The sequence below is a fragment of the Bacillus sp. JJ1474 genome, assembly GCF_036965225.1.
In the GTDB taxonomy this organism is placed as follows: domain Bacteria; phylum Bacillota; class Bacilli; order Bacillales; family Cytobacillaceae; genus Cytobacillus.
Genome location: NZ_JBALPC010000264.1, coordinates 1 through 14,212 on the forward strand (window position 1 = coordinate 1; position 14,212 = coordinate 14,212).

Here is a 14,212-nt window from a genome sequence, read left to right on the forward strand (position 1 = left end):
TATTAATTTAGCATATAAACACAATACTGGGAATAAATTTCCTACTGGATATGTTGGGAGATTTGGTTATGAATATTCAAGAATATTATAAGAAATCAGCTATGATATCATTAAATGCCAGCCTTGCCTCATTAGTGCCTCCTATTTTGTTGATCCTTTATGTAATCATTATTGAACCAAACAAGAATATAGTTCTAGTGATTATTCCTTTTTTACTTTATAGCCTTATTTGCTATCATTATTATTTATTAAACAATCTGCGTTCTAAGGAAATTTCGAGTGTACAAAATCATTTAAATGATGGTCACTTATTTGATAAGGAACAGGTGGTGATTACTTTTCTGCCGGCTCCTACCTTAAGAATGCAAATGTTTGATATAAATGGGAACTTGCTCGGAGAAATTAGGGATAGGCAATTTTGGCCGTTTCGATGGTTTTTACCTTATTTCCTAGACAGGGTTATCGAGAAAAGGTATGGACTTTATGATGCAACAAACCAATTAATTGGATGCTTTATTTTAAAGAAAAAACAGATAGAAATAGCGGATTCCAATTTTGAGGTCCTTTCAACTTGTATTTGCAAGCCAACTAATAAAAGCTTTACTTTCACTTTTGAAAATGAGAAAAATACGATTTTTGTTAAGCGATCCTTTCAATTTATGGATATTAGATTTTTCGACCGTAACTTAATAACAATAGGCAGGCTGCGTAAAGGCTGGATGCCACTAGAATGGGGAAATCGATTTAAAGATCCTAATACGCCAATCCTTACTTTTGAACAACCAATTTCCGCAGAGGACAAGCTTTTGACGTATGCGATTTTAACTAAATTATTTCAGTCGACTAATCACTAATTCTCCACATAGCATAGCTCATGCAGATAAATGGTTTCTTATAGGCTAATATAGTATATTAATCAATAGAGATTTTGCATCAAGATATTAGTTATGAGGTGTAGCATGAAAAAGTTTCTGCTAATTGTGGGCATAATCGTACTGTGTTTATTTATTGTTGATAAAATGATTCTCAAGGATAAAGGGATTGTAACGAACTTTAATCAGAAATACGATAAGATAGAAAATCCTGAAACTATTCAAACTGGTATAGAGGAAGGCAAAAGGGCACCTGATTTTACCCTTTCGGATTTAAATGGGAATATAGTAAAGCTTAGTGATTATAAAGGGAAAAAGGTGCTGTTAAATTTTTGGGCAACTTGGTGTCCTCCTTGTAAGGCAGAAATGCCGCATATGGAGAAGCTGTATAGCAAATATAAAAATGATGGATTTGAAATACTAGGTGTAAATGTGACGACATCTGAAAAAAACAGAAATGATGTTGATCAATTTGTGGACGATTATCAATTAACCTTTACAATTCCGCTTGATGAAAAAGGACAGGCATTTAGTGATTACAGCATTATGGTCTACCCAACAAGCTTTTTTATCGATTCAGATGGTATTATTCGTAAAAAAGTGTTAGGGGCAGTTGACGAAGAGGCGATGGAAAAACTAATTCAACGCTTGCCTTAAAAGAAGAGATAAAGATATAAAAAACTGCATTGCTAATCATTGGCAATGCAGTTTTTCTCATTTTCCATTAATATTTCTGCTAATTTCGCTTTAATTCGCCGTTTTCGATAGAGCATCATTCCAGCTTCAGCAATATCATTCACTGCAGAGCGGTTAATAAAGGCACCGAATAAAAGACCTGCGATAGGGATCATTTGAAAGAGTTTCTTCCAGCCGATTTGATCCCTATAAGTAAACACAACCTCTCGCCATCCCTGAATTTCTGAAATCACTTCTCTTTTGGCACTATCATTTGGCGAATCGATTAAGGATAGTTGCTGCAGGATCGCCTTTTTTCCAACGATATCAGAAGATACGAATTGCAGGACTTTTACCATATACATTCTTTCTTTTTTATCTTTTGGATCATATCCATAGCAAATAGCGATGTCCTGAAGGGTCTTTAACTGGATCCCGAGAAGAAGGGGAATATCTAGGGACAAGGTTAAAATGCCGCCAACCCCTGTGCTCGCTCCTTGAACAGTAGCCAGACGTTTCCGATTGCTCGTCAGTTTTGTGACGGCAACATCCATTTCATTGATAGCAATCAAATTGACATCCTCTAAATGATTGATTTGCTTATCGGGATAATATGACTTTAAGGAGGAAACGGAGCTTAAATACCGTCCCCCAGATTGAATATATTGGCCAAGCTCATCAAGGATGACCCCGATTTTCTTCTGTAAAAAAGCGGGTGTGAACTTGTCCAAGAGCTTAAATGGCAGTCTGCCGAGTTTTTCCCAAAACCATAAGTCATTTTGCGCCTTTTCCCAGTCTTCACTCTTTTTTAATTCAAGCAGTAATTGTTCTTTTGTTTCCATTTAAACAAAATTCCTTCCCGTTTTAGATAAATACATATACGTGAAATCAGTAGAAAAGTTTCAATTTGTTTCAGCCAAGTTACTTTAAAATTGTATATTTATATAACTCATGTTACTATTTCTTTAAATCGAATAATATTCCTTCGGGGCAGGGTGAAATTCCCAACCGGCGGTGATGAGGATATATCCTCTTAGTCCGTGACCCGGTTTCAATGTTGAAAACGGTGGATTTGGTGAAACTCCAAAGCCGACAGTTAAAGTCTGGATGGGAGAAGGAATGGACAAGATTGCGTAAAAAAAGATTTTTTCTTTACGTTTATTTTGCTATGTTATTATGCCCCGTACAACAATTTGTACGGGTTTTTTTCTGGAGAGATTTAAATGAAATGAGTCAATTAAACAGGAGATGCAGGTTCATAAGAATATGGAATTTGTCCTAACGATGGCCCTATCTACTAGTGGACAAACTAGTATGTATGCAAAGGTTGGAGCGGTTGTAAAGATTAGCGAAGCACTTGGACTAGGCGCCCATTTAAAGGCGGGACCGGCTCGTGCTATAAATGAACAATTTTATTACGATATCAAAACGAAACTCCCTTATGTAATGTTAAAGGCAGCTGTACCATTTGATGGGAAAATGGCTGCAAAAATAGGTGGCAGCAAATTGATAACCTCTCCAGAGTCCAGTTTAGATGTTCACCAATTAAGACATGAAAAAGATATCATCCTGATAAGTGTCAATACAATTATTTATGATAATCCACATTTAACCACCAGACTGCCCCAAGGTGGAAAAAATTCCATTCGATTTGTGTTAGACACGCATTTGCGTACGTCTTTAAAAAAAGAAAATATAATTTGAGATCAATCTGCACAAATAATTATTTTCTCTGGAAATGAAGTAGGTTCGAATCGTGCAGATGCTTTTCGCGACCCTCTAAAGGAGGAATCTGAATTATGTTTACAGGAATTATCGAAGAGTTAGGTACCGTAAAAAGTGCCGCTGCAATCGGAAACACCATTATATTAACGATTAAAGCTTCTAAAATTCTCCAAGATCTTCGGTTAGGGGATAGTATTTCTGTCAATGGCGTTTGTCTTACTGTGACAGAGTTTAATCATGACGGCTTTTCAGCAGATGTTATGCCGGAGACGTTTAAAAGTACTTCCTTGTCATCATTAAAGGATAGGACAAAGGTTAATCTCGAAAGAGCCATGGCTGCAAACGGACGTTTTGGCGGACATTTCGTGACTGGCCATGTTGATGGTACAGGAAAAATACTCAAAAAGACAGTAAATGAAAATGCTATTTATATTGAAATATCAGTGCCTAGTTCCTTTAGCCATTTGCTCTTAATGAAGGGGTCCATCACTATTGACGGCACCTCGTTGACTATTTTTGGAGTAACAGAAAAATCGGTGACAGTTTCAATAATTCCTCATACTGCAAAGGAAACGGTATTAGGACTTAAGCAAGTTGGAGAAATTGTTAATCTTGAGTTTGATATGCTGGCCAAATATCTGTATTCATTCATGACGAAGGAACAAATTAATAAGGCAGAGAATGCAGGGATTTCTGAAGACTTTTTAAAAGAAAACGGTTTTCTTTAATTTTTTTTCAAACTAAAAAGGCAGCAGGAGGTAAAGTATGTTCAGTGAAATAAAGGCAGCATTAGAAGACTTGAAGGCAGGAAAAGTCATTATTGTTTGTGATGATGAAGATAGGGAAAATGAAGGAGATTTTCTTTCAATTGCCGAGTATGTAACCCCAGAGACAGTCAATTTTATGGCGAAAGAAGGAAGGGGACTCATCTGTACTCCGATTTCTGAAGGGCTTGCTCAAAAATTAGATCTTCTTCCAATGGTAGAAAGAAATACAGACAGTCGCGGCACAGCCTTTACTGTATCAATCGATCACAAAGAAACAACTACTGGAATAAGTGCTTTTGAGAGGGCATTTACAATTGAAAAAATGCTGAAAGATGATGCACATCCGGATGAATTTAATCGCCCTGGCCATATCTTTCCTTTAATTGCAAAGGAAGGTGGAGTATTAAGAAGAGCGGGACATACGGAAGCAGCTGTTGATTTGGCACGTCTCGCCGGTGCAAAGCCAGCGGGTATCATCTGTGAAATTATGAAGGATGATGGAACAATGGCCCGTGTAAAGGATTTAGAGATCATCGCCAAAAAATTTGACCTAAAAATGATTACGATTCAACAGTTAATTGAATATCGACTAGAACATGATTCTCTTGTGATAAGAGAGGCTGACATTCAGCTTCCGACAGTTTATGGAATGTTCAGAGCTGTTGGGTATACGAGTAATTTAGATGGAAAGGAACATGTTGCTTTAGTAAAAGGAGAAATTACTGAAGGGGAGCCTGTCCTATTAAGAGTCCATTCCGAATGTTTAACTGGAGATGTTTTTGGTTCAAATAGATGTGACTGCGGACCTCAACTGGAAGCCGCCTTAGCCCAAATTGAAAGGGAAGGGAGAGGCATCCTATTATATATGAGGCAGGAAGGCAGAGGAATTGGGCTCATTAACAAAATGAAGGCTTACGAACTTCAAGAAGAGGGATACGACACAGTTGAGGCAAACCATAAGCTTGGATTTGGCGATGATTTACGTGAATACGGAGTTGGTGCCCAAATTTTGCGAGATTTAGGTGTGAAAAAAATGCGGCTTTTAACAAATAATCCGAGAAAAATTGCCGGATTGGCAGGGTATGGGCTAGAGGTTTCAGAACGTGTCCCATTGCAAATGCCGGCAAAAACTGAAAATGAAGCATATTTAAAAACGAAACAAACGAAGCTTGGTCATTTATTAAAATTTTAACGGGAGAGATGAGCAATGAAAAAAGTAATTGAAGGACATTTAGTTGGGACAGGTTTGAAAATAGGAATTGTCGTAGGACGATTTAATGAATTTATTACTGGAAAATTATTAACTGGGGCTGAGGATGCCCTTAAACGTCACGGTGTAAAGGAAGAGGATGTAACCGTAGTTTGGGTTCCAGGAGCTTTTGAAATCCCATTAACAGCCAAAAAGCTTGCTGAAGTCGGGGGATATGACGCGATTATTACACTAGGTACAGTTATAAGAGGCGCAACACCACATTTTGATTTCGTCAGTAATGAGGTTGCTAAAGGGGTTGCTTCAATCGGAATGCAGAGCGGAATCCCCATTATTTTTGGCGTGTTAACGACAGACACGATTGAACAGGCAATTGAACGTGCAGGTACTAAGGCTGGAAATAAAGGCTGGGATGCAGCGGTCGGAGCCATTGAGATGGGTAATTTATATAAACAGCTTTCCTTATAAGAATGATTGGTATATTCTGTTTCTCTATATAAACTGACATAAGAACAAATAATTTTTTCAATTATTGCATATTTCGACAAACTAACCGTAATCTTTTGTATACAATAGTGACAATTATATAATGCAGAATTGTCGGAGGGTATTATATGGAAGTTTTTGTAGCGAGGCAGCCAATTCTTACTGCAAATGAAGATGTATTCGGATACGAGCTTCTTTACCGCAGGAATCAGAAGGTGAATGCCTTTCCTGATGTAGATGGTGATCAAGCGACAACAGAACTTATCGTAAATAGTTTTTTAAATATTGGGATTGATAAGTTATCTAACGGTAGGCCTTGTTTTATTAATTTTACCGAAAAACTGCTAAATCTTAGACTTCCTACTTATTTTCAACCGCGTGATATAGTTGTTGAAATTTTGGAATCCATTGAACCAAGTGCTGAATTAGTAGAAATCTGCAAAGAGCTAAAGGGGCTGGGCTACCAGATAGCATTGGATGATTTTGTTTTCAATGAAGAAAATAAATATTCATATGAACTACTAAAGTATGCGGATTTTGTTAAAGTCGATTTTCTTTCAACTACAGCAGAAATGAGAGAGCGAATTGAATGGGTTGTTAAGTCAATGAATCTGAAATTAGTGGCAGAGAAGGTTGAAACTAGAGAGGTATTTGACAATGCTCGGAAAAGAGGCTATCACTATTTCCAAGGGTATTTCTTTGCTAAGCCAAGTATACTATCAACTCGTGATATTCCAGCTTATTTTCACTCTTACTATGAAATGATCCAAAACTTTGCAACTAATGAACCGAGTATTGATCGAATTACGGAACTGATTGAAAGGGATATTTCCCTATCCTATAAATTATTAAAATTAATTAATTCCCCTGCATTTAGACCTAAGCAAAAAATAAATTCGATTAAACAAGCAGTAGTATTGCTCGGTTTAATTGAATTGGAGAAATGGATATATGTTTTAGCTGTGCGGGAATCGACAATTGAGAAGCGAAAAATATCTCAAGAAACCATTCAAATTAGTCTCACAAGAGCAAAATTATGTGAAGAAATTGCAAAAATGAAAGTGAAAAGGGCGCCGTCATCAAGTTATTTTATGACAGGCATGTTTTCCATCATGGATTCGATTTTATCTATGCCAATGAGCATGATACTAAAGGAGCTTCCTCTTGAAGAAGAGATTTGTGACGCATTGAATGGTCAGTCCAATCAACTGAAGGATGTTTTAGATCTCGTTCTTGCAGTGGAAACAGCTCAGTGGAGCATCATTAGTGAAAAATGCAAAGAATTGAGTATTGATGAAAAAGATCTATTTAAATTGTATGCAGAATCTTTAAACTGGTCAAATGACCTCGTATTAGAAGAAAAATTTTCACCATAAAGATGAAAACCTGCCATTAATTAGAAGGCAGGTTTTTTATTCCTTAAAAATTGCAATATAGGTTCAAAATTTTGCTTTTCTTTTGTTTCGAAATAGGTTTTGAACGGGTCACCGTGTTGATTGACGCGCTTAATAATATTTGGTACTTGAAAGTCCTCTACTCTTAACGTTTTAACTACTTCCTCCCAATAAAGGGGTGCTGCCACAGTAGCCTCTTTTGTCCCGCGTGGTGAATAGGGGGAAATAATTGTTTTTCCTTCAGCATGCTGAATATAATCAACATAAAGCCGGTTTCCTCTGTTCTTTTTCATACGCTCAATTGTAAAAGAATCGGGATCTTTTGATATTAAATATTCAGCTATAAATGAAGTGAATAATCTTGTGTCCTCATAGGAAAACGTATTTTCTGGCAAAGGGATATAGATTTGCAGCCCTTTATTCCCGGATATTTTCACAAAGCTAATCAATTTGAGCTGGTCTAGAACGTCTTTAATTAAAAGAGCAGCTCTAATAGCTAGACCAAATTCATTTCTTGATGGCGGGTCCAGGTCAAAAACAATTTCACTTGCCCCTTTACTGTAAATGGTTTGAAAAGGGATGTGAAATTCAAATGAGAGCTGATTCCCGAGCCAGAGCAACGTTTTTAAATGATTGCACACGATATAATTAATTCCTTCAGACATGTTCGTTTCTACAAATTCAGGCGCATATTCAGGACAATTCTTTTGATAAAAGGGATCACCGAAAATACCATGCGGATAGCGGATCACTGTTAGAAGCCGATTTTTGAGAAAAGGAAGCATATAAGGAGAAATCTCTCTTAAATAATGTAAATAATCGATTTTCTGTATAGGTGGATCTTCCCATAATGGTTTATCAGGATGTGTCACTTCAATATCTGAAGGCAGATTTTTCTGCTGCTGGATAAATTGTTCATACTTACAATCCTTGGGCTTCAGATCAAAGCGAAATCTGTGAAAGTGGGGTTCTCTCATCTGTTTCTCATAAATTTCTAAGTATTTCACTTCAACACATATACCGGGTTCGACATAAAAAAATTGATCATCATCATCCGTTTTATTAGCCTTAATGGTTTCAAATAGTGCCTTTTTTTCGTCCGGCTTCAATCCAAATAGAAATTGTCCAATTGGGTAAACCTGATCATTTTGAAAAACACCAGCATAAAAATAGCCATTCGTTTTATCATAAGCGGTAATGAAACAGGAAACATATTTCCAATTCTTGTATTTGATCCATAATGATGTTCGTTTCCCTTCCTCCCATTTATTCAATTCCTGCTTTGCGACAATTCCTTCACCATCATAAAGTGTAACCTTGTCCCAAATTTCTTGAAACGTATGATAAAAGGGAATTAGCTGCATGAGTTGTCTGCTGTTTTCATCCGGCTGGATAGGGAGTGAGCAATGTTTAAACAGTTCAGTTAATTTCCTTTTTCTTGAAAGGTAATCAAAATCCTTTAATGATTCTCCTTTTAGTTCCAATAGATCGAAAATCAGTAGATGACACGGTGAGGTGTTTGCTTTTTCTTCAATTCTCTTGTCTGACCTCATCCTCCCCCTCACTTGGATCTGTCCAAAATGAGCTTTAAATGCATTTTCTAGATAAACAAGTTCTCCGTCTAGTGTTATTGGAAGAAAGGGGCGAAATAGCTCTAATTTGGCATCTAGAAACGATTTAATTTCGGGAAAAATCGTTAGCAATGATTTACCATTTCTACTCTCTAAGGACATTTCATGCTGACTCCAATGTAAGATGGCACGAAATCCATCATATTTCACCTCATAAAGCCAATCCTTTCCTTTAGGGGCTTCAAAAGATAAACTAGGCAGCATTGGTTTGATCATTATCGAACATCCTTTCCTCACATCTAAACAAGTTAATAATTATAGAATTCCCTTTTTATTATTCGCTACTCCATTTCCAAAAGTTTAAGGGTATGAGTCTCTGCATTTCACACAAATTAAAGAAAAAGAAGAATGGAGTTTACTTATGCATACAATGTGGAAAGGAAGTATCAGCTTTGGTCTTGTCAATATCCCAATTAAGCTGCACGCAGCAACAGAGGATAAAGATATTAAGCTTCGGAATCTTCATAAAGAATGTCATTCCCCAATCAAATATGAAAAAAAATGCACGGTCTGTGACGTAGAAGTAAAGAATGAAGACATTGTTAAAGCATATGAATATACAAAAGGGAAATTTGTCGTTCTTGAGAATGACGATTTGGAAAAGCTGAAGAAGGAAAATGAAGATAAAGCCGTTGAAATCATGGACTTTGTCATGATGGAGCAAATTGATCCTATCTATTATGATAGAACCTATTATATGTCTCCAGGTGATGGAGGAGGTAAAGCTTATTCCTTACTCAGAAAGGCATTAGAGGATTCCGGAAAAGTTGGACTTGCGAAAATTATCATCCGTTCTAAGGAACAGCTAGCCGTTATTCGTGTTTATGAAAAAACCCTAGTCATGGAAACGATTCATTATCCAGATGAAGTTCGAAATGCCGTGGATGTTCCAAATGTGCCAGCAGAGGATAAAGTAACGAAAAAAGAAATTGATACGGCCATTCTTCTAATTGATCAACTTACAACAGAATTTGAACCGGCAAAATATACGGATGAGTACCGAACAGCTTTACTTGAGCTAATTGAATCGAAGCGAACTGGAAAAGAAATAGTCACTCCTACAGAAAAAGAGCCAGTGTCCAATGTGACAGACTTAATGGCGGCGTTACAAGCATCGATTGATAAAACAAAGCCTAAAAAACCGGCAGCCAAGAAAAAACGTGTGGCAACAAAAGCTAAGAAGGAAGCATAATGAATATCACTTACCGATTTTGTATTGAACAAAATCGGTTTTTTATCGCAAATTAATTGTTTTTGCTAATATAGTAATAATAAGGAAAAAAGTTGCGGATTATTACTATAGGGAGAGATGGAAAGTGGAAAAGTATATGTTATCTCTAGACCAGGGAACGACAAGCTCTCGTGCGATCATTTTTGACCAAAAGGGAGCCATTGTCCATATTGCGCAAAAGGAATTTAAACAATACTTTCCAAACCCGGGTTGGGTTGAGCATAATCCAAATGAAATTTGGGGGTCAATCTTGGCGGTTATTGCTGCAGTTCTAACAGAATCAGGTGTAAGACCTGAGCAAATTGCTGGAATTGGGATTACAAATCAGAGGGAAACGACTGTTGTGTGGAATAAAGAAACAGGCACTCCCGTATATAATGCCATTGTATGGCAATCTAGACAGACAAGCGATATTTGTGAACAATTAAAATCCCAAGGTTATGATGATCTTTTTCGTGAAAAGACTGGTTTATTAATTGATGCATATTTTTCAGGCACGAAGGTTAAATGGATATTAGATCATGTTGAGGGTGCCAAGGCAGATTCAAAACAAGGGAAGTTATTGTTTGGCACGATGGATACATGGATTATCTGGAAGCTTACAGGCGGGAAATGCCATGTAACTGATTTTTCCAATGCTTCACGGACACTTATGTTTAATATATATGATTTAATATGGGATGAAGATTTGCTCCGAATTCTTGATATACCAGATTGTATGCTTCCTAATGTTAGGCCTTCTTCTGAAATATACGGGCATACAGCAGACTCTCACTTTTTTGGCAGGGAAGTGCCGATTGCTGGTATCGCGGGGGATCAGCAGGCAGCCCTCTTCGGACAGGCTTGTTTTGAAAAAGGCATGGCAAAAAATACGTACGGCACAGGCTGTTTTATGTTAATGAATACAGGTGAAAAAGCTGTTCGTTCTGAGCATGGACTGTTAACAACTATTGCTTGGGGCTTAAATGGAAAAGTGGAATATGCTTTAGAAGGGAGTATCTTTGTTGCGGGGTCTGCCATACAATGGCTCAGAGATGGGCTAAGGCTGCTTAAAAATGCTAAAGATAGTGAGAAATATGCGAAAAAAGTTGTATCTACTGATGGTGTATATGTAGTTCCTGCTTTTGTTGGTCTTGGTACTCCTTACTGGGACAGCGATGTTCGTGGAGCTATATTTGGTTTAACAAGAGGAACAACGAAAGAACATTTCATCCGAGCGACTTTAGAATCTCTTGCTTATCAAACAAAAGATGTCCTATCCGCCATGGAAGCTGATTCGGGAATAAATTTAAAAAAACTGCGGGTAGATGGAGGAGTTGTGAAAAATAATTTTCTCATGGAATTTCAATCAAATATATTAAATGTTCCGGTCGAACGTCCTACCATTAATGAAACGACTGCACTTGGAGTAGCCTATCTAGCAGGACTTGCAGTTGGTTTCTGGAGAAGCCAAGAAGAAATCGCTGAGAAATGGGCAATTGATTGTTCTTTTTACCCCAATATGCTGGAAGAGAATCGAAATGACCTATATAACGGCTGGAAGAAAGCAGTTCATGCGGCGATGGCTTTTAAATAAAAGATCGAACATCCTCTCCTTATAGGAAACTTTACTGACTTTTGAAAAGGAGGATGAAATATTGATGTTTTCAAACAAAAACCGACACGAAATGATTAACAAACTGAAAAAGAATCAATTTGATGTTTTGATAATTGGCGGGGGAATTACTGGTGCGGGGATCGCTTTCGATGCCTCTTCTAGAGGGATGAAGACCGCTTTAGTTGAAATGCAGGATTTTGCTTCAGGCACATCAAGCCGCTCAACAAAGCTAGTACATGGCGGTCTTCGCTATTTGAAAAACCTTGAGGTTAAACTCGTTGCAGAAGTTGGGAAGGAACGAGCCGTTGTTTATGAGAATGGGCCACATGTCACAACACCTGAATGGATGCTTCTGCCGATTTATAAAGGTGGAACGTTTGGACGGATTAGCACTTCAATAGGTCTTAGAGCTTATGATTATTTAGCAGGTGTAAAAAGAGAAGAAAGGAGAAGGATGCTAGATGCTCAAGAAACGGCAGGGAAAGTCCCTCTTATTAAAAAGGAAGGACTTCAGGGTGCTGGATATTATGTAGAGTATCGTACGGACGATGCTCGTTTAACAATTGAAGTGTTGAAAGCAGCCTATGAAAAGGGAGCTGTACCAATAAATTATTCGAAGGCCTATAAGCTTCTTTATAATAATAATGAAGTAGCTGGCGTAATGGCAGTTGATCAGTTAACAGGAGAAGAGTACGAGATTAAGGCACATACAATTGTTAATGCTTCAGGGCCATGGGTTGACTTTATTAGGGACTTGGATGGTTCAAAAAAAGGAAAGACAATGCAGCTGACAAAAGGTGTCCATGTTGTATTTGACCAATCTAAATTACCTTTAGAGCAGGCTGTATATTTTGACACACCAGATAACCGCATGATTTTTGCGATCCCGAGAAATGGAAAAACCTATGTAGGAACAACAGATACTTTCTATAATCATGATCCTAAAAATCCAAAAATAACTATGAAAGATAGAGATTATCTCATCCATGCAATTAACGATATGTTTCCAGATGCAGGGGTGAGAGAAACGGATATTGAATCAAGCTGGGCTGGAGTTCGCCCATTAATCTCGGTAGAGGGGAAGGACCCTTCGGAAATTTCGCGGAAAGATGAGATATGGGAAGCTCCATCTGGTCTCATTACGATTGCAGGCGGTAAATTAACGGGATACCGTAAAATGGCAGAGACCGTTGTTAATTTACTTGCAAGAAAATTAATAGCGAAAAATAACAGATATTTTCTCGGCTGCATGACAAAGGCTTTGGCTATTTCTGGAGGGGATGTTGGAGGTTCTAGAAATTATAAAGCTTTCATCGAAGGTTTATCACGGGTTGGTATAGAAATCGGACTAACACAAGATGAGGCTTTTCATCTCGTTTCCATGTACGGGTCAAATGCTCCAATATTATTTAAAATGATTGAAACTGATAGCAGTAATAAAGCGGAGAAATATGAAATGCCAATTACTTTATGGGTTAAGCTCAAATATGCACTAGAATATGAAATGGCTTCGACCCCTTCTGACTTTTTTATAAGAAGAACAGGTGACCTGCTATTTGATATACATTCAGTAAGGAAATATCGAAAGCAGGTACACTATTATATGTCAGAATACTTTGGCTGGAGTGAAAAGAGGAAGCAACAATTTACTATGGAACTGGAGCAGGAATTAAACGATGCAACAACACCAGATGAATAGTAATTGGGTGTATGAATAGGCAAATTCATCAGAACATCCCGATCATCAACTAATAGCACAGCTTCTTTTCCCTTTTCGGTATTGGGTCTGTCTAGAAAATGAAAAACTAACTTCAGGACAGACTCTAATCTATTTCTCGTAGGAATCCATAATTTTCAAATTGAAATGGTATTTGACTTACAGTTTATTTTTTGATACAATAAATTCTTGCTTATTTGAGGTTTACTCGTAGAGTAGTGAATATTGATGTAACCCAATACATCATTCGTTTGTTTAAGGTTCGGAATAAAAAATTATAATTGATCAATTCGCAGCTTATATGCAATTTCTTCTTAAATCTTCTTCTGAATACCCGAAACATCTACACTTCAGTTTTAAATTCTACAAAATGAAAAATCACAATTATTTTATTAATCTCGATAATGAACTGATTTTCTGTAATACCTAATTCCCGCTGGCACGGTCTTGGAGCCGTAAGGATGGAAGAGAGGTAGGGCTTTCATTGTTTTAGGTGTTATACTAAGATTATGCGCTGAAGCATAACATAGTAAAGCCTCGAATAGGCCAAATAGTTTAATAAATGTAATTTATCCTTTTGTTATTGACAATATTAGGTTCCTCATTTATTATAAGGTTAACGCTGTAATGTTCGTTATATATATTTTTGGATAAGTGGTCGTAGCTACAATAAATTGTGGACGATTTTATTCCTCATTTATTGTGGGTACGATCTTTTTATGTTAAAGCCTATATATTAAAGACTTATAGTGAAACATATTTTTGGAGGTAATAACATGAACACAGGTAAAGTTAAATGGTTTAATGCAGAAAAAGGATTTGGATTCATCGAGTCTTCAGAAGGTCAAGACGTATTCGTACACTTCTCTGCAATCCAAACTGATGGCTTCAAAACTTTAGAAGAAGG

The 14,212-nt window shown here is 37.1% G+C and carries 13 protein-coding genes and 1 riboswitch; of the genes, 11 read left to right on the forward strand and 2 right to left on the reverse strand.

From position 1 onward, the window contains the following. Positions 1 to 68: 68 nt before the first annotated feature. Both V7164_RS23965 and V7164_RS23970 read left to right on the forward strand, forming a co-directional pair. A complete protein-coding gene (locus V7164_RS23965) occupies positions 69 to 854 on the forward strand; it encodes a hypothetical protein (protein WP_335355455.1) in 786 nt (261 codons plus the stop codon). A gap of 105 nt (positions 855 to 959) precedes the next feature. Then, the gene (locus tag V7164_RS23970) at positions 960 to 1,529 is read left to right on the forward strand and encodes a peroxiredoxin family protein (RefSeq protein ID WP_335355456.1); all 570 of its coding nucleotides are present in this window, start codon (positions 960 to 962) and stop codon (positions 1,527 to 1,529) included. Positions 1,530 to 1,561: 32 nt separating this feature from the next. Here V7164_RS23970 and V7164_RS23975 read toward each other — a convergent pair whose 3' ends face one another. Next, positions 1,562 to 2,389, reverse strand: coding sequence for an EcsC family protein (locus tag V7164_RS23975; protein ID WP_335347689.1), 828 nt, complete (start codon positions 2,387 to 2,389; stop codon positions 1,562 to 1,564). A 135-nt stretch (positions 2,390 to 2,524) separates the two neighbouring features. Next, positions 2,525 to 2,670: riboswitch (FMN riboswitch) on the forward strand. 143 nt (positions 2,671 to 2,813) lie between these two features. On the opposite strand from V7164_RS23975, the gene V7164_RS23980 reads away from it, so the two are divergent. The 5 genes from V7164_RS23980 (at position 2,814) to V7164_RS24000 (ending at position 7,111) form a co-directional block, all read left to right on the forward strand. Continuing rightward, positions 2,814 to 3,251 (forward strand): RibD family protein, encoded by a 438-nt coding sequence (locus tag V7164_RS23980; RefSeq protein WP_335355457.1) that lies wholly within the window; start codon positions 2,814 to 2,816, stop codon positions 3,249 to 3,251. 95 nt (positions 3,252 to 3,346) lie between these two features. After that, the gene (gene ribE / locus V7164_RS23985) at positions 3,347 to 4,000 is read left to right on the forward strand and encodes a riboflavin synthase (protein WP_335355458.1); all 654 of its coding nucleotides are present in this window, start codon (positions 3,347 to 3,349) and stop codon (positions 3,998 to 4,000) included. A 37-nt stretch (positions 4,001 to 4,037) separates the two neighbouring features. After that, entirely contained in the window at positions 4,038 to 5,231 is a 1,194-nt protein-coding gene (locus tag V7164_RS23990; protein ID WP_335355459.1) for a bifunctional 3,4-dihydroxy-2-butanone-4-phosphate synthase/GTP cyclohydrolase II, read from the forward strand. 15 nt (positions 5,232 to 5,246) lie between these two features. Then, the gene (gene ribH, locus V7164_RS23995; RefSeq protein WP_335347693.1) at positions 5,247 to 5,717 is read left to right on the forward strand and encodes a 6,7-dimethyl-8-ribityllumazine synthase; all 471 of its coding nucleotides are present in this window, start codon (positions 5,247 to 5,249) and stop codon (positions 5,715 to 5,717) included. A gap of 146 nt (positions 5,718 to 5,863) precedes the next feature. After that, the gene (locus V7164_RS24000) at positions 5,864 to 7,111 is read left to right on the forward strand and encodes an EAL and HDOD domain-containing protein (protein ID WP_335347694.1); all 1,248 of its coding nucleotides are present in this window, start codon (positions 5,864 to 5,866) and stop codon (positions 7,109 to 7,111) included. 20 nt (positions 7,112 to 7,131) lie between these two features. Here V7164_RS24000 and V7164_RS24005 read toward each other — a convergent pair whose 3' ends face one another. Then, a complete protein-coding gene (locus V7164_RS24005) occupies positions 7,132 to 8,973 on the reverse strand; it encodes a DNA ligase D (RefSeq protein WP_335355463.1) in 1,842 nt (613 codons plus the stop codon). Positions 8,974 to 9,121: 148 nt separating this feature from the next. Between V7164_RS24005 and V7164_RS24010 the strand changes: the two genes are divergently transcribed. The 4 genes from V7164_RS24010 to V7164_RS24025 form a co-directional block, all read left to right on the forward strand. Then, positions 9,122 to 9,952: a Ku protein gene (locus V7164_RS24010; RefSeq protein WP_335355460.1), complete on the forward strand. Its 831-nt coding sequence runs from the start codon at positions 9,122 to 9,124 to the stop codon at positions 9,950 to 9,952. A gap of 124 nt (positions 9,953 to 10,076) precedes the next feature. Further along, the gene (gene glpK / locus V7164_RS24015) at positions 10,077 to 11,567 is read left to right on the forward strand and encodes a glycerol kinase GlpK (protein ID WP_335355461.1); all 1,491 of its coding nucleotides are present in this window, start codon (positions 10,077 to 10,079) and stop codon (positions 11,565 to 11,567) included. Between the two features lie 61 nt (positions 11,568 to 11,628). Next, complete coding sequence (locus V7164_RS24020) at positions 11,629 to 13,287, forward strand: glycerol-3-phosphate dehydrogenase/oxidase (RefSeq protein ID WP_335355462.1); 1,659 nt, start codon at positions 11,629 to 11,631, stop codon at positions 13,285 to 13,287. Between the two features lie 794 nt (positions 13,288 to 14,081). Continuing rightward, on the forward strand, positions 14,082 to 14,212 hold a 131-nt coding region (locus tag V7164_RS24025), incomplete at its 3' end, for a cold-shock protein (RefSeq protein WP_335355464.1).